The organism is Pelomonas parva, from assembly GCF_043555835.1.
Taxonomy (GTDB): domain Bacteria; phylum Pseudomonadota; class Gammaproteobacteria; order Burkholderiales; family Burkholderiaceae_C; genus Pelomonas; species Pelomonas parva.
The window spans coordinates 60,922-81,877 of sequence record NZ_JBIGHV010000004.1; the positions used below are offsets into that span (position 1 = coordinate 60,922).

23 protein-coding genes and 1 pseudogene are annotated in these 20,956 nt (G+C 68.3%); 10 read left to right on the forward strand and 14 right to left on the reverse strand.

The window, feature by feature from the left end; translation table 11 throughout:
• Positions 1-8: 8 nt before the first annotated feature.
• Positions 9-1,697: a methyl-accepting chemotaxis protein gene (locus ACG00Y_RS10940; protein ID WP_394478700.1), complete on the reverse strand. Its 1,689-nt coding sequence runs from the start codon at positions 1,695-1,697 to the stop codon at positions 9-11.
• Positions 1,698-1,858: 161 nt separating this feature from the next.
• Between ACG00Y_RS10940 and ACG00Y_RS10945 the strand changes: the two genes are divergently transcribed.
• Positions 1,859-3,658, forward strand: coding sequence for a glycosyltransferase family 2 protein (locus ACG00Y_RS10945; RefSeq protein WP_394478701.1), 1,800 nt, complete (start codon positions 1,859-1,861; stop codon positions 3,656-3,658).
• 49 nt (positions 3,659-3,707) lie between these two features.
• Here ACG00Y_RS10945 and ACG00Y_RS10950 read toward each other — a convergent pair whose 3' ends face one another.
• On the reverse strand, positions 3,708-4,679 hold the full coding sequence (locus tag ACG00Y_RS10950) for a PEP-CTERM sorting domain-containing protein (RefSeq protein WP_394478702.1): 972 nt from the start codon (positions 4,677-4,679) through the stop codon (positions 3,708-3,710).
• A gap of 153 nt (positions 4,680-4,832) precedes the next feature.
• Here ACG00Y_RS10950 and ACG00Y_RS10955 point away from each other — a divergent pair, with 153 nt between their 5' ends.
• Complete coding sequence (locus ACG00Y_RS10955) at positions 4,833-6,038, forward strand: glycosyltransferase (RefSeq protein ID WP_394478703.1); 1,206 nt, start codon at positions 4,833-4,835, stop codon at positions 6,036-6,038.
• A gap of 93 nt (positions 6,039-6,131) precedes the next feature.
• Positions 6,132-6,329, forward strand: a complete 198-nt coding sequence (locus tag ACG00Y_RS10960; RefSeq protein WP_394478705.1) for a hypothetical protein — start codon at positions 6,132-6,134, stop codon at positions 6,327-6,329.
• A 50-nt stretch (positions 6,330-6,379) separates the two neighbouring features.
• Here the strand turns inward: ACG00Y_RS10960 and ACG00Y_RS10965 are convergent, their stop codons facing one another.
• The 6 genes from ACG00Y_RS10965 to ACG00Y_RS10990 all read right to left on the reverse strand — a co-directional run bounded on the left by ACG00Y_RS10965 (position 6,380) and on the right by ACG00Y_RS10990 (position 9,585).
• Positions 6,380-6,802: a GFA family protein gene (locus ACG00Y_RS10965; RefSeq protein ID WP_394478706.1), complete on the reverse strand. Its 423-nt coding sequence runs from the start codon at positions 6,800-6,802 to the stop codon at positions 6,380-6,382.
• A gap of 121 nt (positions 6,803-6,923) precedes the next feature.
• Complete coding sequence (locus ACG00Y_RS10970) at positions 6,924-7,322, reverse strand: VOC family protein (protein WP_394478708.1); 399 nt, start codon at positions 7,320-7,322, stop codon at positions 6,924-6,926.
• 88 nt (positions 7,323-7,410) lie between these two features.
• The gene (locus ACG00Y_RS10975) at positions 7,411-7,848 is read right to left on the reverse strand and encodes an SRPBCC family protein (RefSeq protein WP_394478709.1); all 438 of its coding nucleotides are present in this window, start codon (positions 7,846-7,848) and stop codon (positions 7,411-7,413) included.
• A gap of 182 nt (positions 7,849-8,030) precedes the next feature.
• A complete protein-coding gene (locus tag ACG00Y_RS10980) occupies positions 8,031-8,312 on the reverse strand; it encodes a hypothetical protein (protein WP_394478711.1) in 282 nt (93 codons plus the stop codon).
• A gap of 445 nt (positions 8,313-8,757) precedes the next feature.
• Positions 8,758-9,072: a hypothetical protein gene (locus tag ACG00Y_RS10985; RefSeq protein ID WP_394478712.1), complete on the reverse strand. Its 315-nt coding sequence runs from the start codon at positions 9,070-9,072 to the stop codon at positions 8,758-8,760.
• 120 nt (positions 9,073-9,192) lie between these two features.
• A complete protein-coding gene (locus tag ACG00Y_RS10990; protein WP_394478714.1) occupies positions 9,193-9,585 on the reverse strand; it encodes a hypothetical protein in 393 nt (130 codons plus the stop codon).
• A 144-nt stretch (positions 9,586-9,729) separates the two neighbouring features.
• On the opposite strand from ACG00Y_RS10990, the pseudogene ACG00Y_RS10995 reads away from it, so the two are divergent.
• Together ACG00Y_RS10995 and ACG00Y_RS11000 are read left to right on the forward strand one after the other, a co-directional pair.
• Positions 9,730-9,909, forward strand: a pseudogene (locus tag ACG00Y_RS10995) (tyrosine-type recombinase/integrase); the annotation flags it as partial.
• Complete coding sequence (locus ACG00Y_RS11000; protein WP_394478716.1) at positions 9,906-10,136, forward strand: DUF6429 family protein; 231 nt, start codon at positions 9,906-9,908, stop codon at positions 10,134-10,136. The pseudogene ACG00Y_RS10995 and the gene ACG00Y_RS11000, both read left to right, overlap by 4 nt.
• Positions 10,137-10,286: 150 nt before the next feature.
• On the opposite strand, the gene ACG00Y_RS11005 is transcribed toward ACG00Y_RS11000, so the two are convergent.
• Together ACG00Y_RS11005 and ACG00Y_RS11010 are read right to left on the reverse strand one after the other, a co-directional pair.
• Positions 10,287-11,921: a response regulator gene (locus ACG00Y_RS11005; RefSeq protein ID WP_394478717.1), complete on the reverse strand. Its 1,635-nt coding sequence runs from the start codon at positions 11,919-11,921 to the stop codon at positions 10,287-10,289.
• 109 nt (positions 11,922-12,030) lie between these two features.
• A complete protein-coding gene (locus ACG00Y_RS11010; RefSeq protein WP_394478718.1) occupies positions 12,031-13,260 on the reverse strand; it encodes a class I SAM-dependent methyltransferase in 1,230 nt (409 codons plus the stop codon).
• Positions 13,261-13,316: 56 nt separating this feature from the next.
• Between ACG00Y_RS11010 and ACG00Y_RS11015 the strand changes: the two genes are divergently transcribed.
• Positions 13,317-13,514 carry a type II toxin-antitoxin system VapB family antitoxin gene (locus ACG00Y_RS11015; RefSeq protein WP_394478720.1) on the forward strand — a complete coding sequence of 66 codons (198 nt, stop codon included), beginning with the start codon at positions 13,317-13,319 and terminating at the stop codon, positions 13,512-13,514.
• A complete protein-coding gene (gene vapC, locus ACG00Y_RS11020) occupies positions 13,511-13,912 on the forward strand; it encodes a type II toxin-antitoxin system VapC family toxin (RefSeq protein ID WP_394478722.1) in 402 nt (133 codons plus the stop codon). Before ACG00Y_RS11015 ends, vapC begins: the two co-directional genes overlap by 4 nt.
• Before the next feature lie 4 nt (positions 13,913-13,916).
• Here the strand turns inward: vapC and ACG00Y_RS11025 are convergent, their stop codons facing one another.
• Positions 13,917-14,588 carry a histidine phosphatase family protein gene (locus ACG00Y_RS11025; RefSeq protein WP_394478723.1) on the reverse strand — a complete coding sequence of 224 codons (672 nt, stop codon included), beginning with the start codon at positions 14,586-14,588 and terminating at the stop codon, positions 13,917-13,919.
• A 53-nt stretch (positions 14,589-14,641) separates the two neighbouring features.
• Here ACG00Y_RS11025 and ACG00Y_RS11030 point away from each other — a divergent pair, with 53 nt between their 5' ends.
• From ACG00Y_RS11030 to ACG00Y_RS11040, 3 genes are read left to right on the forward strand one after another with little or no spacing between them, the layout of a single operon-like run.
• Positions 14,642-15,088, forward strand: a complete 447-nt coding sequence (locus ACG00Y_RS11030) for a GNAT family N-acetyltransferase (protein WP_394478725.1) — start codon at positions 14,642-14,644, stop codon at positions 15,086-15,088.
• The gene (locus ACG00Y_RS11035; protein WP_394478727.1) at positions 15,081-15,740 is read left to right on the forward strand and encodes an alpha/beta hydrolase; all 660 of its coding nucleotides are present in this window, start codon (positions 15,081-15,083) and stop codon (positions 15,738-15,740) included. The genes ACG00Y_RS11030 and ACG00Y_RS11035 overlap by 8 nt, the downstream gene beginning before the upstream one ends.
• 57 nt (positions 15,741-15,797) lie before the next feature.
• Positions 15,798-17,072, forward strand: a complete 1,275-nt coding sequence (locus tag ACG00Y_RS11040) for a hypothetical protein (protein WP_394478729.1) — start codon at positions 15,798-15,800, stop codon at positions 17,070-17,072.
• Here the strand turns inward: ACG00Y_RS11040 and ACG00Y_RS11045 are convergent.
• The 3 genes from ACG00Y_RS11045 to argJ form a co-directional block, all read right to left on the reverse strand.
• Positions 17,069-17,509 (reverse strand): GNAT family N-acetyltransferase, encoded by a 441-nt coding sequence (locus ACG00Y_RS11045; protein WP_394478730.1) that lies wholly within the window; start codon positions 17,507-17,509, stop codon positions 17,069-17,071. The genes ACG00Y_RS11040 and ACG00Y_RS11045 overlap by 4 nt on opposite strands.
• Positions 17,506-19,632 carry a prolyl oligopeptidase family serine peptidase gene (locus ACG00Y_RS11050; protein ID WP_394478732.1) on the reverse strand — a complete coding sequence of 709 codons (2,127 nt, stop codon included), beginning with the start codon at positions 19,630-19,632 and terminating at the stop codon, positions 17,506-17,508. Before ACG00Y_RS11050 ends, ACG00Y_RS11045 begins: the two co-directional genes overlap by 4 nt.
• A gap of 87 nt (positions 19,633-19,719) precedes the next feature.
• A complete protein-coding gene (gene argJ / locus ACG00Y_RS11055) occupies positions 19,720-20,949 on the reverse strand; it encodes a bifunctional glutamate N-acetyltransferase/amino-acid acetyltransferase ArgJ (RefSeq protein ID WP_394478734.1) in 1,230 nt (409 codons plus the stop codon).
• Positions 20,950-20,956 lie beyond the last annotated feature (7 nt).

Consider the following 20,956-nt stretch of genomic DNA (forward strand, 5'->3'; position numbering starts at 1 on the left):
GCCGGCGGTCAGAAGCTTTCCCAGTTGCCCTCGGCCTTGGCGGCCATCACGGGCCGCGCCGGTGCCGCCGTCGCGGCGGGTGGCCGGGCCGCTGGCGGGGCGGGCCGGCGCTTGGCCACCGCAGCCGGCGCGGGCACCCGTACCTCGCTGCCGAGCTTGAACTGGTCCACCACCTCGGCCAGCCGCGCGGCCTGGTGCTTCAGGCTTTCGGCCGCTGCGGCGGACTCTTCGACCAGCGCGGCGTTCTGCTGCGTGACCTGGTCGAGCTGGTTGACGGCTTCGCTGACCTGGTTGATGCCCTTGGCCTGCTCGCCGCTGGCCGCGTCGATCTCGCCGATCAGGTCGGCCACGCGCTTCACATGGGCGACGATCTCGCCCATGGTGGTGCCGGCCTCGGCCACGAGGTGCGAGCCGGCATCCACCCGCTCGACGCTCTGGCCGATCAGGCTCTTGATCTCCTTGGCGGCCTCGGCCGAGCGCTGCGCCAGCACGCGCACCTCGCTGGCCACGACCGCAAAGCCGCGCCCCTGCTCGCCGGCGCGGGCGGCCTCCACGGCCGCGTTCAGCGCCAGGATGTTGGTCTGGAAGGCGATGCCGTCGATGGTGGCGATGATGTCGACGATGCGCCGCGAGCTGCTGGTGATCTCGTCCATCGTCGTGACGACGCGGCCCACCACTTCGCCGCCCCGGGACGCCACGCCGCTGGCGCTGCTGGCGAGCTGGGTCGCGGTGCGGGCGATGTCGGCGTTCTGCTTCACCGTCGCGCTCATCTCCTCCATCGAGGCCGCCGTCTGCTCCAGGTTGGCGGCCTGCTCCTCGGTGCGCTGCGACAGGTCGGCGTTGCCGGTGGCGATCTCGGACGAGCCGGTGGCGATGGAGTCGGAGCTGTGGCGGACCTGGCTGACGATCTTCACCAGGCTCTCGTTCATCGCCACCAGCGCCCGCAGCAGTTGCGCCACCTCGTCACGCCCATGCACGGTGATGCGCTGGCGCAGGTCGCCGACGGCGACGGCCTCGGCCAGCTGCACGGCCACGGCGACCGGGTGGGTGATGGAGCGCGTGATCAGCCAGGCCAGCACCGCGCCCACGCCGAGGGCGAACAGCGCCGCTGCCAGCGTGATCCATTCGGCGCGCTGCTGGATGGCCTGGGCGGCCTCGAACTCCTGCTGGGCCACGCGCACCTGCAGGCGCTGCAGTTCGCCCAGGCTGGCCGCCACCTGCGGCGCCATCTCGGCCACCTTGCCGTCGTAGAGCGCCCGTGCGGCCTCGGCATCGCCCTTGAGCAGCGCCGCGCGCGCCGGTGCCAGGCCTTGCTGGGCGTAGCTGCTGCGGGCGGCCACGAAGCGGTCGGCCAGCTGCTTTTCTTCCGGCGTCAGTTGGGTCGCCAGGTACAGCTTCAGCAGCTCGTCGATGGCCTTGATGTTGCTGGCCATCTCCTCGGTGTGCCTGGTGATCACCGCCGGCTCGGCCTTGAGCATCATGTCCGCGAGCAGGAAGCGGTTGCGGATCGTCAGCCGGCTGATGTCGCCCAGCTGGGCCAGCGGCACGGTGCGGTCCTGGTAGACCGTCTCCAGCCCGGCGGCCACCTGGCCCAGGGCGGCCCGCCCCAGCAGCGCCACGGCGGCCAGCAGGCACAGCACGACGCCGAAGGCCAGCCCCAGGCGCGGGCCAATCCTGATCTGCTTCAACCAATCCATGTTGTTCTCCCATGAAGTGGCGCAACTCTAGGCAGGGCCCGACTGCGCTGTCAAAGAATTTTGTGCGACGCAGCAATGGCCAGGCGGCGAGCACGGCGCGGCGGCACGGGGCGCGCCTCTAGGATTCGGCTTCCGCCAGCCGCGCGAGCCCAAGCCCCCTGATGAATCCAACCGCCCTGCCCCGCTTCAGCGTCATCGTCGCCAACTACAACCATGCCGCGCTGGTCGGCCGCGCCGTCGACAGCGTGCTGGCGCAGGACTACCCGCCCGGGCTGCGCGAGGTCATCGTCGTCGACGACGGCTCTACCGACGACTCGCGCGAACGGCTACAGGCCTGGGCGGGCTGCGACGACGTGAAGCTGGTGTGCCAGGAGAACCGCGGCCAGACGGCGGCCTTCGCGGCCGGCCTGGCAGTGGCGACCGGCGACTATGTCTGCCTGCTGGATGCCGACGACCGCTGCCATCCAACCAAGCTCGCCGAGATCGCCCGCCACCTCGGCACGCTGCAGGTGGACGGCGACAACCTCTTCCTCTGCCACGACCTCGACATCCTTGACGGCGAAGACGGCGAGCCCATCGCCGGTGGCTGGTTCGAAGTCATCAACCAGCAGCGCTTCGGGCCGCTGCTGCACATCTCGGCGGCGCATCACTTCTTCCCGTTCGCCGTCACCTCGGGCATGGTGTTCGGCCGCCTGCTGCTGCAGCGGGTGATGGCGCAAGTGCCGCTCTGGGAGTGGCGCATGGGCTCGGACTTCGTGCTCGGCCACGTGGCCATGATCCTCACGGGCGAGGTGCACTACCTGCAACAGCGCCTGGGCGACTACGTGGTGCACGGCAACAACAACCTTGCCAGCATCGAGAACGGGCGCTTTCGCGCCAAGCCCGTCTGGAATGACCGCGGGCCCAAGCACCTGCGCCTGCTGGAGCTGATCATCGATGCCCAGCCCTTCACGGAGCATCAGCGCGACGACCGCCTGGGCTACATCGGCCGGCTGGCCCACGTCCTGCGCGCCGACCCGCTGAGCCGGCGCCACCCGCAGCCGCTGCTGAGCTTCATCGTCGATGCCCAGGGCGCCCCGCCCGCCTGGGCGCTGGCCACGGCCCAGGCGCTGGCGGCGCTGAGCGGCAGCCACCACGAGGCCGTCTGGGTGGGCGACGCGGCGACGCTGACCGCCCTGCCCGCCGCCTGCACCGGCCCGCGCGCCGAGACGCCCGACGGCGCCGATGCCTATGCCCGCATGCGCGCCGGCTTCCTCGCGGCACGCGGCGGCTACCTGTGCTTCCTCGGCGCCGGCGACCGGCCGGACCCGCTCTTCACCGCCAAGCATCTGCGCGCCCACCGCTTCGGCAACCTGCCCATGCTGACGGCCAGCGACCTGCGCCTCATCGATGCCGACGGCGTGCTGGTGCATCACGGCATCCTCCTGACGGCCAGCGGCTGGGGCGGCGGCACGGTCAACGCCTTTGCCCACGTGCTGCGCGACTGGCCGCTGGCGCCGCTGTCGGCGATGGTGCTGCGCCGCACGCCCTTGCTGGCCGCCTTCTTCGCGCTCGACCGCCTGCCGCTGCCGCCGCGCGCCGCCGGCTGGCTGCTGGCGCATTACCTGCTGCAGATGGGCGGCGCCACGCGCCTGGCCGAGAACCTGATGGACCTGCGCCTGCCGCGCGAGGCGACGCCCAATGCGTCCTGGCTGTCGCAGTTCGTCGACCGCGACGGCCCGCTGCCGGCCATCGACCTGGCCGCTGCGGCGGAACAGCTGTTCGCCGCCTATGCCCGCGCGAGAACGCGGGAACGCATGTTCTTCTCCGACGGCTGGGAGACGCGCTTCCTGCGCTGGCTGCTGCAGTCGGGCGGCGGCGACACGCCCGCACGGCTGGAGCGCCAGGCCCTGGCCGCCGACGACGCGGCCTGGGGGCAGCGCATGCAGGCCCAGCTGCGCGCGCTGCTCAACCGGCCCTGAAAAAACAAGGCGCCCGAGGGCGCCTTGTTCGTTCAGGGGCGAGTGACGATCACTCGCCGTCGCCCTGCTTGCGCTTGCGCCGCGCCAGACCGGCTGCGCCGACCGCCAGGCCCACCAGGGCCAGGCTGGCCGGCTCCGGCAGGTCACGCGCGTCCACGGCAGTGAGCGCGAAGGCTTGCGGTTCACCGTTCAGCTCGAGCGGGTCGCCGTAGAAGGACGACGCGCTACCGGCGAACACCTCACCGTAGCCACAATTCATGCTGCGTGCATCGCCATAGCCAACACCGTCGCCGTAGCCGCAATCGCCGCCGGTGAAGGTGTAGGTGCCGACGTTGGCCATTGCACTGTTGTCCACCTCGGACAGCACATCGACAAAGTCGCCGGCCGCGACGATGCCGAGGTTCACGCTGTAGTAGGCGCCGCTCCAGGCGTAGTTGCCGTCGCTGAAGTTGTCGTCGCTGCCGAAGAGGTCGACGCCGCTGCGCGAACCCGTGCTGCCGGTGTCATCGGTCGTGACGATGGCGGCCGAGCTGAACACCGAGTTCCAGCCCGTGGTGCCGTTCAGGTTCGTCTTGACCGAGGCGGAATACCTGGAGGTCAGGGACTCGCCGCTGTCCAGAGGGCGATAGTTGGCGTTGGCCGAGATGTTGCCGCCGTAGATGTAGAAGCTCAGCGTGTAGTGCTGGGCCACGCCGGTCGTGTTCGTGAAGCGGTGGGCGAACTGCGCATGCGCCGCGCTGTTGCCGACGCCGGCGCTGTTGGAGTTGACCGCATAGGCGCCGCCGACGTTGGCGAACGCGTAGCCATAGGAGCTGCCGGTGGGGTCGCTGATGGACGATTGGCTGCTGACGTAGCTGCCGTCGCCGGTGGCATACGTGGCGGGCGAGGCTGGGCCGCTGGCAACCGCCGCCATCGAACTGGCGCCGACGACCGGCGCGGCGTTGGCAACGCCGACCTGGCCCAGCAGAGTGGCCAGCGCGGCAAGGGTGAGCCGGGAAAGACTGGATTGGGGCAAGATCATGTTCAGGTGCTCCTTCTTGGTTGTTTTGCGAAACGATGAACGCCTCGCACCCGCAAGCTCCGGGCCAGCAGAAAATTTCCAATGCCCACAGCCATTTAGCTTGCAGACCTCACCCCCCTAATTCGTTTTTTGTAAAGCTTCTCGACACCGCCTATGCCCCGCATCTTGATGGTCTGGGAGATGGGGGCCAACATGGGCCACATCGACCGCCTGCTGCTGACCGCCCGTGCGCTGCGTTCACGAGGGCACGACGTGAGCTTCGTGCTGCGCGACCTGTCGCGTGCCCACGCACGCATCGCCGCCGAGGGTTTCGCGATGGGCCAGGCGCCCGTCTGGCTGCCGCAGCTTGCCAACCCACCCCGGCTCCACAACTACACCAGCGTGCTGGCCGCCGCCGGCTGGCTGGACGCCCCCGGGCTGGCCGGCCTGATCGGCGGCTGGCGGCGCTGGTACGACCTGCTGCAGCCCGACGTGCTGATCTGCGACCACGCGCCCACCGCCCTGCTGGCGTCCCGGGGCTCGGACATGACCGTCTGGACCATCGGCACCAGCTTCGAGGTGCCGCCGCGCGGCGAGCACTTCCCGCCCATGGCGCACTGGGACCCCGCCGCCGCCGGGCGCAGTGCCGCCGATGACGCGCTGCTGCTGCCGGTGGCCAACCAGGCGCTGGCGCTGCTGGGCCTGGCGCCCTTGCGCCGCCTGATCGACCTCTTCGACGGCTGCCACCAGGCCATCGCGTCCATCCCCGAGCTGTCGCACTACGGCGGCTATGGCGCCGACATGCCGTTCTGCGGCCCGACCTACGTCGGCGACAGCGGCGCCCAGCCCGTCTGGCCCGGCGGCAAGGGCGCGCAGGTGTTTGCCTACCTGAGCCCCACCCACCCCGAATTCGCGCGGCTCATGCAGGCGCTGCGCGAACTGGGCGTGCGCGCACTGGTCCACGCCAAGGGCCTGTCCCCCGAGGCCGCGCAGCGCCTGGCCGGGCCGCAGATGCGCTTCGAGGCGCAGCCCGTCAAGCTGGACGCAGCCCTGGCCGAGGCAGACCTGGTCGTCTCCCACGGCGGCCTGGGCACGGCCACTGCGGCGCTGCTGGCCGGCAAGCCGCAGCTCGCAGTGGCCAACCACATGGAGCAGTTGATGACCGGCCGGCGGCTCGGCACCCAGGGCCTGGGCATCGCCGTGCCGCCCGGCGCCCCCAACCCCGACTGGCGCCGGCTGATGAGCCAGCTGCTGGAGGATGGCCGCTTCACCGCCGCCGCGCGCGCCGTGGCCGAGCGCCATCGCGGCGAAAGCGCGGCAGGCACGGCAGAACGCCTGGCCGACCGCGTCGAGGCGTCACTGGGCGAAGCGCGTCATTGATCCCGGCCATCGTCCCGGCCTGAACGTCGGCTTGTCCTACCTGCGACGGGCAAGCTGGCACTCACCATGCGGCTTCAACTACCGACATGAGCCATGACCGACCCGCGCAACGTTGCCCACGACAAGAAGGTGCATCAGCAGAAGAAGCACCGGGGCGAGGAAGTGGCGCCCGGCGCCGACCACACCCCCCAACCCGGCAAGAAGACCCACATGGAGAGCCACGCTTCCGACATCCCCAAGCCTCCCGACGAGGCTGCGCCGATGCCGACTGAAGAGAAGCCGCTGACTTGACTCCTTTGCGCCATGCGGGCACGACGTGCTCGATGCCATGAACCCAGCCACTAGCCAAACTCCTGGTGCTGAGGCAGGTCATCGGTGATCGTGAACCATGGCGCCTTGGACCCCACAAAGATGTGCGCCGTGGGGCGGATGGTTGGCGCATCGACAAGCGTGCCCAGGGTGACGTGCACGAACTGGCCTTCTCGAACCACCGAGTACAGCAGCGACCCACAGGTCTTGCAGTGAGCGTCATGGGCGTCGGCCTGCCCGAAGACCGACAGGCGCTCCTTGCCCTTTGTGACGCGGAACTTGCTGCGCTCAATGCCTGCGAATGGCTTGAAGGCCGACCCTGTGGCGCGGCGGCAGTTGGCGCAGTGGCAGTTCTGGGCGTAAACGAACGCGTCGACGACGGCGTACTGAACCTCGCCACACAGGCAACTGCCACCAAGCGTTTGAGAGTTATCGCCGGCGTTGGACTTGTTCACTTGATGGTCCCGGTTGACACGGCGGCCATTCCTGGCGCCGAAGGTTTGCACTGAGCCAAGCCGCCGGGCGGCGGGCCGTACTGGCGTCTTCTCACGAGATGGGCTGCCGCCTTCGGCGCGGCTATGGTTGTCCGATCTGCTGCGCCACCTCCCAGCTGTGCCCTGCGGGATCGACGAAGTTGGCAGTTCTCATGCCCCATGGCCTGTCCCTCGGGCCTGTGAGAATCGCGACGCCCTGACTGCCAAGCCGGGCGCACACGGCGTCGACATCCGCCACCCAGATGCTGATCTGGAAACGCGAGCCCGCTTCTCTTGGGGCGACTGAGCCCGGCGCGACGATCTCGGCGGCGCTCTCCACCTTCAGCAGGTTCACCAGCAAGTTCTCGAACTTCGCCACCGCCGAGTTCCCGTCCTCGAACACGATGGGCACCTGGAACACCCGGGCATAGAAGTCCTTCGCGGCCGGCAGGTCCTCCACGAAGAGGCTGATGGCGCTGAGGGTGTCGGTTGCGTTCGTCATGGGATGTCCTTCTGCAGCGTGGGCATGAAGGCACGACGAACGAAGCCACGTCAAATCGACAGCTTGCGCCGGGGTGCGGCGTCGCTGGCTACCGCTCGCAGAGATCCTTGAGGCGCGCCAGGGCCTTGGGATAGGTGTCGAGCATGTACTGCTCGTACTCGGGAACCGTGTCCAGCGTCACTGTCACGCGGCATCCGCCCGGAACATCGACGAAGCGGTAGTTCTCGTGTGCCGGCGCCCACGCCCGGACCTTCTCGCTCGTGGTGTCCTCGACACCGTCTACTATCATGCCGATGTGGCGGATCGACACATACTCGTTGGGCGTGTTCTCAGCAATGACTGCCGACATCCCGTCGCCAGACGGCGCGAGGAACTGGATCTTGGCGCCCTTGCCCCAGGAGCCGACGAAGTAGGACCCCTCACAGAATGGCGCTGTCCAAGCCTTGTAGCTCTGTGCACCAAGCATGTTGGCCCAAGCGACTGCTCGCGGCGCGTTGATACCGATCTCGAACGTCAGTGTCTTCATGATCGACTCCTGCAATGCCCAAAAGGCAGTCTCGGGCGCTCAACTTCTCGACGGACGCCTGAACTGAGAATTGATTTGACGCGAAACGTCCGAGCCGGCGCGGATGCGGGCCGGGAACTCCAAGCCGACCTGTCACAGATGACCGGGAAAGGCTTGTGAAGCCTGGACTGCCCTGGGATTCTCTACGCGCGAGTGTCAATGCCAACCGCGTGGCCCTGCGAACGTGACATGGCCAGTAGAGCGGCCTCCAACATCTTGGTTGAAGTGATGTCGCCGCGAGACTGCGCGCCATCGATTCCCGCGCGAACTCTCTCTACGAAGTTGATTCTCTCCGGATCGGTGGCCGCGTGACTTTCACCGATGCCTCCTGCTACTGGCACCTTCATTGTCATCGCCATGAATGGCCTGCTCTCGTCGAGCGACATCTTGCCGCCGCGAATCTGCTCGTTGAGCCAGCTTCGCATGTCTTGTCTTGTCATGCTGCCGAAGTCGGCCCTTCTGACGCCTTGTTCATCCGCTGCCATGGGGCTTTGCCCGAATTCGGCTGAGGCCGACACCGTGGCAGTTGTGCCAATTCTTGTTCTCTGAACAGAGTAGATCTCAGTCGTAGCTGGTCCAACTCTCATGCTGTTCTCTCCTTCCCTGCCGAAATGAGGATTCCTCCGTCATTGGAGACGTTTCGCTCAGCCGTGCGCGGACGCAGATTCTTGCCCCACTGTTCGACAGTAGTGCTGCGAGAAGCGGGGAAGAAGGGCAAGTCTTCTCGTGAAAGAACCCGCCCAGGCGCCCTACGTTTGCCGATCACCGTCAGAGGTGGCTTCTGCGGCCGAACGTGAAAGGTCAGCGGGCGGCGAAGCCGTCCGCTGCAGCAAAAGGTTGAACCGCACCGTTCGATCGAACCACAACGACTCAGCCAACAGAGCTGCCCTCCACAGCCCGCTCCGTGCTGCACATCGCGCAGTATCTTGCCTGCGGCGTCCGGAGCGGCTTCCCACATTCTCGGCAAGGCGGTCCATAAATACTGACCCGGTGATGGAACAAGGCATTGGGGTTCGCTTCCTTGAATCCGGTGATTCGCTCGTAGGCAGTCAAAGCCTCTTGGCCAAAGCCCTTTGTGCTGGCTTCGGCAAGGGAGCATTGATGCATCTCTCGGTATGCCTTGATCTGCGTGACCGCATTCGCAAGCGAAGGAGCGACCTGCTCCCACTCGTCCTCGGTCAGCATCGGAAGATCCATTCGACAGCGCCAGCAGTAGATCGTTCGCGGCATGTGCGGTTCAACGTTGGAATTCAGCCGATCAGCCAGCGGAGCTGGCGCAGGTCGGCTGCAATGACCGGTTGAGCGTCATTTTGGCGCCGACCAAGGGTCCATTCGGGTGACCTTCTGGATGGAGCCAGACCACAGACCCAAGTGGCCTTTATCCGTCATCGAGAAGACACCCTCAACGATGACATATCGATTGTTGGCGCTTGCCGCTGACTTCTTTCGCACGCCCTCGACATCGAGCCAAAGCCCGTTCTTCGTGATGCCCTGCAAATAGTCTTCTCGATGGAGGTAAATCGCATTGCCTTCGAACTCCAGCCGGGCGAAGCCTATTACGACTCTGACCTGCTTGCCGTCGAACTCCCTCGGCGTAGCGATGAGACTGATTAACGAGACGTCGACCGGCTGTGCAGACGCCGCGGTCGCGAAGGCAAAAAGCCCGATAAATGCCGCACGCCTCTTCATGATGCTCAACGTGTTATCAATCGCAGATGGGCGTCGCCTACCACGGCTACCGTCGCGCTAACCAGCTCCACGACGGGCTCGGTAAGCGCTTGATCCAGCTGAGACTTCTGGCGATTTGACTGTTGTTTCATACTATGTCGAGCTGGCAATAGGCGCCACTGCTTCGCCACCCATCTGCTGCAAGCCGGCAGCGACATCCGCACGGTGCAGGAACTCCTGGGCCACTCCGACGTGGCCACCACGATGATCTACACCCATGTGTTGAAGTTGGGCGGCGGCGCCGTGCGCTCGCCGCTTGATGCATTGACTGCGGCGCGACCGGAGGCCCTATGAACCTGGACACCGAACGGATCGATGACGCCGTGCTGGCCTTGCTGCTGCTGGGCCTGCATGACGGTGATCGCGCGTGGAAGTCCTTCGACTGGGACGCGATGGGGCGGCTGCACGAGAAGGGGCTGATCAGCGACCCTGTCGGGAAGGCGAAGTCCGTGGCCTTCACCGAGGAAGGGCTGCACAAGGCGCAAGCCCTGCTGCAGTCGCTGTTCGCCAAGCCGGATTGAGGCACGGGCTTGCACGGCTTCAGCCCATAGCCAGCCACTGCGCCAACCGCTGCTCCCGCAGCCCCATGGAACCGCTTGATCTCCGCAGGCCGGCGTGCAGCCAGCGCCTCGGCGTGGCCTGCTGGACGCGGCGGCCTGACGGCCGTTGGCTCAGCCCTTTCGCTCCAGCAGCCGCCGGCCCGCATCGGTGTAGCTGGCGTGCAGGGGCTCTATCGTCTGGCGCAGCCGGTGCAGAGCATCGGGCGCCAGGTGCTGGCCATGGTGGTTCAGCGTGGCGCGGGCCAGGTTGATGATGCGGGCGTTGAGGCTGCCCTGGGCCAGTCCGGCCAGCGCTTCCAGCGTGCGCTGGTGTTGCTTGCTGACCAGGTGTGCCATTGCCTCGTTCGCCTGCGCGTTGATGTCGAGGGCGGTGTCGCGCACCAGGTGCTCGATCGCGGGCATGGCGGCGGCGGCTAGCTCCAGCAGGCGGGTGCGTGGGCGCGACACGCAGAAGCGCCGCGCCAAGCGCGTGGCCCAGGTCGTCGCCTCCGGAATCGGCTGCTGCCCGGCGCAGCGCACCAGCAGCAGGATCAGGTTGCTGGCCATCTCGTAGCTGAAATCGGGCCGGTCGATCTGCTCGGCCAGCTCGCGCAGGCCCGCCAGCGCCGACGCGGCACGCCGCAGCGCCAACTGCAGCGCCACTTCGGCGGTCAGCTTCAGCATGCCAACGCGGTAGCTGTCGGGGTGACGGCCGAGAGCACCGTCCAGGAACTTGTATGTCCGCTCGCAGCCTTCGGCGCTGGCCAGGTCCAGGCTCGCGATGGCCAGCCCGACGACGCCCTGGTAGTCCAGCGTGCGCGACTGCGCGCCAATCGTCAGCGCTGCACCGAGGTGCTTGGCCGCCTCGCTGCTCTGGCCGAGGTAGAGCTGCAGCGAACCGAGCTTCTGCAGGCGCGACACATTGCCGGGCGTGATCTGCACCGCCTTGGCGAACACGTCCACGGCCGCCTCGACCTTCATCTCCTCCAGCAGCGCATGGCCGTAGACGTCGTAGGCATCGGCATACGCCGGGTTCTCCGTCAACAGCGTCTCCAGCGCGCGGCAGGCCTTGTCGGCATCGGCGCCGCCCAGGTCGATCTTGGCCAGGCCCAGCCGGGCCCAGGGCACGGCCTTGTAGGCCAGCAGCGCCTCGAACATGCGGCGCGCCGCGTCGAGCTGGCCCAGGCGCAGGTAGAGCTCGGAGCCGATCCGCGCGGCATAGACCTTGTAGGTCGGGCTGTCGCGGAACATCGCTTCGCACAGCAGGGCCGCCTTTGCGTAGTCGCCGGCCTCGATGGCCTGGAACACCAGCCTGAAGGCCTGCTTGCGCTCCAGCACCACCTGCAGCCGCTCCTCGAACTGGCGGGCGGTGAAAGGCTTGAGCAGGTAGTCGTCGAGCGCGCCTTCCAGGGCGTCGGCGACATGCTGGTAGCGAGCCTCGCCGGTCACCATGATGAAGGCCGTCTGCATGGGCAGGCCCTTGGCCTGGCGCAGTTCGTCCAGCAGGTCCTGGCCCGTCATGTCGTGCGGGCCCTGCTGGCGAAACGTCATGTCGCTGACGATCAGGTCATAGGCTTGCGGCGCGTTCTTGATCAGGCGGCGTGCCTCCTCCGGCCGGCGCGCCAGTTGCAGATGCTGATGCCGAACGCCCAGCTCGCGCAGGATGCGGCTGAGCACCGAGCGCGACAGCTCGCCTTCGTCAATGATCAGGACGTGCAGCTGATCGGCCGGCACGCCGCCGGACAGCCACCGCGGTTGGTTTCCCAAGGACACCTCTCCCAAGTCGCCCCAAGGCTGGCCACGAGTGCCGGACGATGAGGATGCGTGCGCATCTTTCCACATTCGACAGGCGCCGGCAGGCTGCGCGTCGGATCGCTCAGTGCTGCGCCAGCAACTGCTCCAGCCGCTGCTCCCGCAGCCCGTAGAAACGCTTGATCTCCGCAATCTGCGCCAGCAGCTCCGGCCGGCGCGCGGCAAGCGCCTCGGCCGCCAGGCCTTGGGCCTTCACGGCCAGGATCATCTTGTTCTTGCTGGTGTGCTCCAGCGCGATGAACTCGAACACCTGGGTGCGGTAGCCCTGGCTCTCCAGCAACAGCGCGCGCAAGCTGTCGGTCACCATCTCGGCCTCCTGGCCCAGGTGGATGCCGTGCTGCAGCATGGGCCGCAGCACCGCCGGCATCGTCATCTGCGGGCGCAGCTCCTTGTGGCAGCAGGGCGAACTCATGATGACCCGGGCGCCCGACTGCAGGCCGACGTGCAGCGCATGGTCGGTGGCGATGTCGCAGGCATGCAGCGCGATCATCACGTCCAGCGGCTGCACGGCCTGGGTGCGCACGTCGCCCTGGTCGAAGCGGATGCCGGTGATCTGCTCACCGGCTATGACGGCGTTGCACAGCTTGACCATGTCATCGCGCAGCTCGATGCCGGTCACGCGCGGCGTGTGGCCGTGGGCCTGCAGCCACTCGTGGACGGCAAAGGTCAGGTAGCCCTTGCCGGAGCCGAAGTCGGCCACCCGTACCGTGCCGGCCAGGCCGGCCTCTTCGACGGCCGAGGACAGGATCTCGACGAAGCGGTTGATCTGCTTCCACTTGCGCGCCATGGCCGGCACGAGGGCGGGCTCGCCCTTGACGAGGTGGGTCAGGCCCAGTGCCGACCAGACCGGCCGGGCCATGTCCAGCGGGCGTTGCTTGGCCTTGTCGTGGGTCGCCGGCACCGGCGCTTCGGCGCCTTCGACGCGCGTCACCCGCAGCGTCTCGCGGCCCTTGCGGCTGACGGCGAACTGCACTTCCTCGGTCGCCGTGTGCAGGTGGGCATTGCGAAAACGCGCGCCCAGCAGCGTGGCGATCTCGGCGACGCCGGCCTCGGGCGCATGGTTCTTGGTCACGTCTTTGGTGCGGTGCCGCCACAGGAAGCTCAAGGCCGCCTCGCCGCGCAGCTCGACCAGGCGCACGGTCAGGCGCTCGACGTCCTCGTCGTCGCCCACCGGCCCCGACAGCAGCAGCTTGCCGAACTGGCCGCCGGCCAGGGCCAGGCGGATGAGGTGCAGGAAGCGCTCGGAAGCGGGTGCCGTGGCGGCGGGGGGCGGGGTGATCAGGCTTGTGAACATCGAAGCGGATTGTCTTCGAGGCGAAGATAATGTGTATCCCGTCGCAGGAGATACACATGCGGACCAACATCGTGATCGACGACGAGCTGATGACCCAAGCCTTGAAGGCCACTGGCGCCAAGACCAAGCGCGAGGCGGTCGAGCTGGGCCTGCGAACACTGCTGCAGCTGAATCAGCAGGCAGAGATCCGGAACCTGCGCGGCAAGGTGCAATGGACGGGCGACCTCGACGCCATGCGGCGCGACGGCAAGTGATCCTCGTCGACTCCAGCGTCTGGATCGACTACCTGCGCGGCACCGACACGCCGCAGACCCGCAAGCTCGATGGGCTGCTCGGCACCGTTCCTCTGGCCGTCGGTGACCTCATCCTCACCGAGGTGCTGCAGGGTTGCGGCAGCGAACGGCAGTTCAACGAGGTGGAACGACTGCTGTCGTCGCTCACTAGGGTCACGCTGGGCGGCCCGGACATCGCCGTCGAAGCCGCCCGCAACTTCCGCCGTTTGCGCGCCAAGGGCGTCACGGTGCGCAAGACCATCGACACGGTGATTGCCACGCGCTGCCTGCTGGACGGCTACGAGCTGCTGCACGACGACCGGGACTTCGATGCGTTCGAAACGCACCTGGGACTGCGCGTCGTGCATTGCGAGGATTGATCTCTCAAGCGTGCGTGACCAGCCCGCGCGTCTGAGCCGTATCCAAATGAGGCAAGGTGTTGAACGTGACCAGGTGATGCCGCTTCGGGTTGAACGCGAACTCCGTGACCGCCGAGTTGCGGATGCGCAGGTTCAGCTCAACGAAGGTCTCGGGCGGGCAGGCCAGCACCTGGCTGACGGCCGTGGCGATCGGCCCGCCGCTGGAGACGATGAGCACCTGCTTGCCCACGCCCAAGGCCAGCACGCGCGCCAGCGCATCGGCCACGCCGGCGGCGAAGTCGGCGTGCGCCGGCATGCCCACCGGCGCCGTCTCGCCGCGCATCCAGGCCAGCAGGCCTTGGCGCAGCAGGCGGAAGTGCTGCTTGACAGCCTCGGGGTCGGTCGGCGCGGCCAGCGGCCCGGGGTGGATGGCGCGCACGACGGCTTCGCTGTCGTACTCGTTCAGGCCCGGCAGCGCCACGGCAGGCAAGGCCTCGCCGTAGCCCTCATTGATGCCGGCCAGCGACTGCGCATGCCGGCGCAAAGTGCCGGTGAAGACGGCGTCGAAGCGCTGGCCGCGCTCGCGCCAGTAGGCGCCGAGATGGCGGCATTGCTCGTGGCCGGTGGCGCTGAGCTGGTCGTAGTCGGCAGCACCAAAACTGGCCTGGCCATGGCGGACGAGGTAGAGGCTTCCCATGGCGAACATCATGTCCGGGGGAGGCGCCCGCAGCTGTCGCGACAATGACGCCAATGCTGCTGCGACTTGCCACCCCCGAAGACAGCCCCGAACTCTGGCGCGTGCGCTATGCCGTGACGGAGAACACGCTGACGCCCGGCCGCATCGCCGACACGGATCTGCACGCCTATCTGCAGGACTACGGCCGCGGCTGGGTCATCGAACTCGAACCCGGGCGCATCGCGGGCTTCGCCATCGGCGACGCCCGCGACGGCAACATCTGGGCGTTGTTCGTGGACCCGGCGCTGCACGGCCAGGGCCACGGCCGGCGGCTGCACGACGTGATGGTGGACTGGCTGTTCGCGCAAGGCCTGACCCGCCTGAACCTCGGCACCGAGCCCGACTCGCGCGCCGAGGCCTTCTACCGCCGTGCCGGCTGGCGCCCGACCGGCGAAGGCCTGGACGCCCACGGCGACAAACGCTTTGAACTGAATCGCGAAGACTGGAATCCCCATGCTTGAGACCCATGAAATCGAGACCGGCCCCCACCCGCGCACGACGCTGATCGTGCTGCACGGCCTGGGCGCCGACGGCCATGACTTCGTGCCCATCTGCGGCGAGCTGGACCTGACCGCCCTCGGCCCGGTGCGCTACGTGTTCCCGCACGCGCCGCAGCGGCCGGTGACCATCAACAACGGCTATGTGATGCGCGCCTGGTACGACATCCGCGTCACCGACCTCGTACGCGAGGAGGACGAAGGCGGCCTGCGCGAATCGCAGCAGCAGATTGCGGAGCTGATTGACCGCGAACGCGAGCGCGGCGTGCCGGCGGCGCGCATCGTCGTGATGGGCTTCTCGCAGGGCTGCGCGATGACGCTGATGACGGCACTGCGCTACCCCGAGCGTCTGGGCGGCGCCGTGGGGATGTCGGGTTATCTGCCGCTGGCCTCGCTGGCCGCCGCCGAGCGCTCGGCGGCCAACGCCGACCTGCCGATCTTCCTGGCCCACGGCACGCACGACCCCATCGTGCCCCACGCCCGTGGCGCCGCCAGCCGCGATGCGCTGCGAGCGATGGGCCACGAGGTCGAGTGGCACGACTACCCGATGCCGCACTCGGTCTGCGCCGAAGAGGTCGAGGCCATCAACGCCTGGCTGGTCAGGCAATTGGCCTGAGTTCGCAGGCCTGTTTTGCGGGTCGCATGCATGTGGCCCGGCGATGATTCATGAGTCATGGAGCGCCTGGCCGAACAGATCGTTGACTGGCACAACCGCCACCCCCTCGCACGCCGCATCGGCGTGGGGGATGTGCACACCATCGGCGTCATCGCCCTGCCCTTCGTGCGCGCGAATGCGCAGTCCGGCGCTTTCGTGGAGCCGGTGCTGACGGATGCCGTCAGCGCGTTCGACGAACTCGCCGGCTCGCCGCCGGTGTCGCGCTGGGCGGTGGGTGCGCAACGCCTGGGCGCGCTGCCACGCCTGCTGCAGACCTTCCTGGGCGGGCGCCGGCGCACGCAGTGGCGGGCCTTCAGCGAAAAATTCCTGCCCGGGCTGAGCGCGGGGCGCATCGAGCGTTTCGCGCTGGCGCACGGCTTCGCCGAGCCGCCCGCCACACCCGAGAGCCGGCCCTGGCGGGTCATCGTCATCGACGAGCGGCTGGCCAGCGCCCATGCCGGCTGGCCTTTCGAGCTCTACCTGATGAGCGCCGGCATCGACGTCGGCAGCGCCCGCACCCGCGTGCTGAGCGGGCGCGGCATTCCGTCGCAGATCCTTGGCCGCCGCCTGTGGGACCCGCTGCGCGCCGGCGCCGCAGCCGGCGTGCTGGTGCTGCTGCTGGCAGCAGCGACCTGGCTGCTCTGGCCCCACCGCGCGGCCGAGCCGGTCGTGCCGCCAGCCTCGGCGGCCTCAGCGGCCTCGGCGGTCGCCCCGGCCGTTGCGGCCGCCGCGTCCCTGCCGGCGCCGGCCGCGTCCGAGCCGGCATCCGAGCCAGCGCCCGAGCCGGCCGCCTCGGCGCCGGACGATGCCGCCAGCGACATTGCAGCCCCCCCGGTGCCGGACATCCGGCCCCGCTTCGTCGAGCGCACCGACGGCAAGGTGCTGCCGCCGCTGCATGGCCGCTCGGTGCCGGAGAAGGCGCCAGAGCCAGCCGCCGACAAGACGGCGGTGTCGAAGCCCGCAGACAAGCCCGCCGCCGCTTCAGCCGCCTCGCCCATCAAGCCCGAACCCGTGGACCCGCGCCTGGCACAGCTGGCCCAGGCGCCGGACAAGATCGTCGTCGCCCTGGTCGGCCCGCCCGGCAGCAAGGCAGACGCCGAGGCGCTGCTGCAGAAGATGCGCGCCGGCCTCGTGGGCGTGCACAGCAACCCCGATTCACTGCAGGCCGACGTCATCCAGACGCCCGACGGCTGGCGCGCGACGGTCTGGCCCTTCCCGAGCCGGGAGCAGGCTCAGCTGATCAATGCGACGCTGGTGGCGCGCGGGCTCAAGACCAAGGCGGTGAACTTCTAGGTCCGGCGGATGACGAAGGCGCGCTTGTCGCCGCTGTCGAAGCCGCAGCCCTCGTAGAAGGCCCAGACGGCGGGGTCCTTGCGGCTGGTGGTCAGCACGACCTTGTACGCGCCCGCGGCCCATGTTTGCTCGATGGCATGGCGAATGACGGCCCGACCATGGCCCTGCTGGCGATGGTCGGCATGGGTCACGACGTTCTCGATGACGCCGTAGCTGCGCCCGCCGCGCGTCAGGTTCGGGATGACGACGAGGTTGCAGCTGGCGATCAGCGCATCACCCGCGAACAAGCCGAAGTGGCGCAGCCCGGGATGCGCGAACACGGCGCGCACCGCCTCTTGCGAAGGCGGTACATCACCGGCGTTCAGGTGCTCGTAGAGCGCCATGAGGGCGTCGACATCGCCGACGCCCAGGTCGCGAATCGCGACCGCTACCGTCACTTCACTTCCAACTTCATGGTGTTGGCAATGAAGGCCAGCACGTCGCTGCGCTCCTCGATGATCTTGGAGGTGGGCTTGCCCGCGCCGTGACCGGCATTGGTCTCGATGCGGATCAACTTGGGCGCGGCGCCGGTGTCGACGGCCTGCAGCGCGGCGGCGTACTTGAAGCTGTGCGCCGGCACGACACGGTCGTCATGGTCGGCCGTCGTGATCAGCACGGCCGGGTACTTGGCGCCACTCTTGATGTTGTGCATCGGCGAGTAGGCGTGCAGCGCACGGAACATCTCGGGGCTGTCCTTGCTGGTGCCGTAGTCCGACGCCCAGGCCCAGCCGATCGTGAAGTTCTGGTAGCGCAGCATGTCCATGACGCCCACCTGCGGCACGCCGGCGGCGAACAGGTCCGGGCGCTGGTTGACGACCGCGCCGACCAGCAGGCCGCCGTTGCTGCCGCCGTTGACGGCCAGCGTCGCCGGGCTGGCGATGCCCTGCTTGACCAGCCATTCGCCGGCGGCGATGAAGTCGTCGAAGACGTTCTGCTTCTTCAGCTTGGTGCCGGCCTCGTGCCAGGCCGAGCCGTACTCGCCGCCGCCGCGGATGGCGGCGATGACGTAGACGCCACCCATGCGCAGCCAGGTGGCGGCCGTGACACCGTAGCCCGGCGTCATGGCGATGTTGAAGCCGCCGTAGCCGTACAGCAGCGTCGGGTTGGTGCCGTCCAGCTTCAAGCCCTTCTTCGCGGCGATGAAGATGGGGAAGCGCGTGCCGTCCTTGCTGGTGACGAACTCGCGGCGGGTCTCGAACTCCTCGGCATTGAAGGCGGTCTTGGGCTTCTTGAACAGCGTGATCGCGCCGGTTTTCACGTCGTAGCGCAGCACCTCGGCCGGCGTGGTCAGGCTGGTGAAGCTGAAGAAGGTTTCCTTGTCGGTCCAGCGGCCGCCGAAGCCGCTGGCCGTGCCGATGCCGGGCAGCTTGACCTCGCTGAGCGGCTTGCCGTCGGCGCCGTGCACACGCACCAGGGTGGCCGCGTCGTTCAGGTAGCTCAGCAGGAAGCGGCCGCCGACGGCGGATGCGCCGGTCATCGCATCCTTGCCCTCGGCCACCAGCGTCTTCCAGCCGGCCGGCGCGGGGTTCTTCAGGTCGATGGCAATGAGGCGGCCGCGCGGCGCGTCCTTGTCGGTCTTGACGATCAGCTTGCTGCCCAGGACGGCGACCGGGTTGTACTGGGCGTCAAAGTCCAGCGTGAGGGTCTGCGGCTTGCCGCCGGCGAAGCCACCCTTGGGCAGCGGCAAGGTCATCAGGCCGTTCTTGCTGCCGCCTTTCCAGACGGTGATGAGCAGCAGCTGGCCGTCGTCCGACACGTCGGCACCGAAGCCCCATTCCTTGTTGTCGCGGTTCTCGGCGACGAGCACGTCTTGGGCCTGAGGCGTGCCCAGGCGGTGGTAGTAGAGCTTGTGGAAGTAGTTGGCGCCGGTGAGCTTGGCGCCTTCGGCGGGCGCGTCGTAGCGCGAGTAGAAGAAGCCCTTGCCGTCGGCCGTCCAGGCGGCGCTGCTGAACTTGACCCAGTCGATCTTGTCTTCCAGGTCCTGGCCGGTGGCGACGTCGCGCACCTTCCAGGTCTGCCAGTCGGAGCCCGCGCCTGCCACGCCATAGGCCAGCAGCTTGCCGTCGCGCGAGGGCACGGCGCCGGTCAGCGCGACGGTGCCGTCCTTGGAGAAGCCGTTCGGGTCCAGCACGACAGTGGGCGTGTCCTTCAGGGACTTGGCGGTGTACAGCACGTTCTGCTGCTGCAGGCCGTCGTTGCGGCTCCAGAAGTAGCGGCCGCCTTCCTGGAAGGGGATGCCGAAGCGCTCGAAGTTGTACAGCTCGGTGTAGATACGCCGCGCCGGCACCCGCTGCGGCATGGCGGCGAGGAACTTGTCGGTGACCTCGTTCTGGGCGGTGACCCAGGCCTTGGTCTCGGCGCTGTTGTCGTCTTCCAGCCAGCGGTAGGGGTCGGCGACGGTCGTGCCGTGGTAGGAGTCGACCTGGTCGACCTTGCGCGTGACGGGATAGTTCAAGCCTTGGGCCTGGGCGCTTGTGGCGAGCATGGCCGAGATGGCGAGGGCGGGCAGGGTGAGCTTCATCAGGGGTGTCCTGGTTGAGAGGACACTGATTTTCGGCGACGCGCGCGGGCGCCGCCGATGGTCATGCGATGAAACCCTGAGGGCCGCTCAGCTCCGGTAGTCGGCGTTGATGGTCACGTAGTCGTGGCTGAGGTCGCAGGTCCAGACCGTCGCGCTGGCCGCGCCGCGGTTCAGGCCGACGCGGATGGTGATCTCGCTCTGCTTCATGACGCGCTGGCCGTCTTCCTCGCGGTACTCGGGCCGGCGGCCGCCGCGGGTGACGACGTGGACATCGTCCAGGTGCAGGTCGATGAGGCTCTGGTCCAGGTCGCCGATGCCGGCGTAGCCGACCGCCGCCAGGATGCGGCCCAGGTTGGGGTCGCTGGCGAAGAAGGCCGTCTTGACCAGCGGCGAGTGGGCGATGGCGTAGGCCGCCAGCTTGCACTCGGCCTCGTCGCGGCCGCCCTCGATGGTGATGGCGATGAACTTGGTTGCGCCCTCGCCGTCCCGAACGATGGCCTGGGCCAGCTCCTGCGCCAGTGCGATCAGCGCCTCGCGCAGGGTCTTGGCATCGGCGCTGTCCAGCGACGTGATCTCGGCGTGCGCTGCGCGGCGAGAGGCGATCAGCAGGAAGCAGTCGTTGGTGGACGTGTCGCCGTCGATGGTGATGCGGTTGAACGAAGCATCCGCCGCTTCCTTGACCAGCGGCTGCAGCAGGGCCGGGGCGATGTTGGCGTCCGTCGCGACGAAGCCCAGCATCGTCGCCATGTTGGGCCGGATCATGCCGGCGCCCTTGGAGATGCCGCTCAGCGTGACCGGCACGCCGCCCAGCGTGATGCGACGCGACGCGGCCTTGGGCAGCGTGTCCGTCGTCATGATGCCCAGCGCCGCCTCGCCCCAGCCATCGTCGCGCAGCGCCGCCAGCGCGCCAGGCAGGCCGGCGGTGATGCGGTCGACGGGCAGCGTCTCCATGATGACGCCGGTGGAGAAGGGCAGCACCTGTTCTGGCTTGCAGCCGATCAGCTCGGCCAGCGCCTGGCAGGTCTGGCGCGCACGGGCCAGGCCGTCGGCGCCGGTGCCGGCATTGGCATTGCCGGTGTTGATGAGCAGCGCTCGCACGCCCGAACCGGCGGCCAGGTGCTCGCGACACACCTGCACGGGTGCGGCGCAGAAGCGGTTGGTCGTGAAGACGCCGGCCACCGCCGCGCCCTCCTCCAGCGCGATGACGCTGAGGTCGCGCCGGTTGGCCTTGCGCACGCCGGCCATCGTCACGCCGAGGCGCACGCCCGGCACGGGCAACAGGGAGGCGGGATCGGGGGCGGAGAGATTGACGGGCATGGCGCGC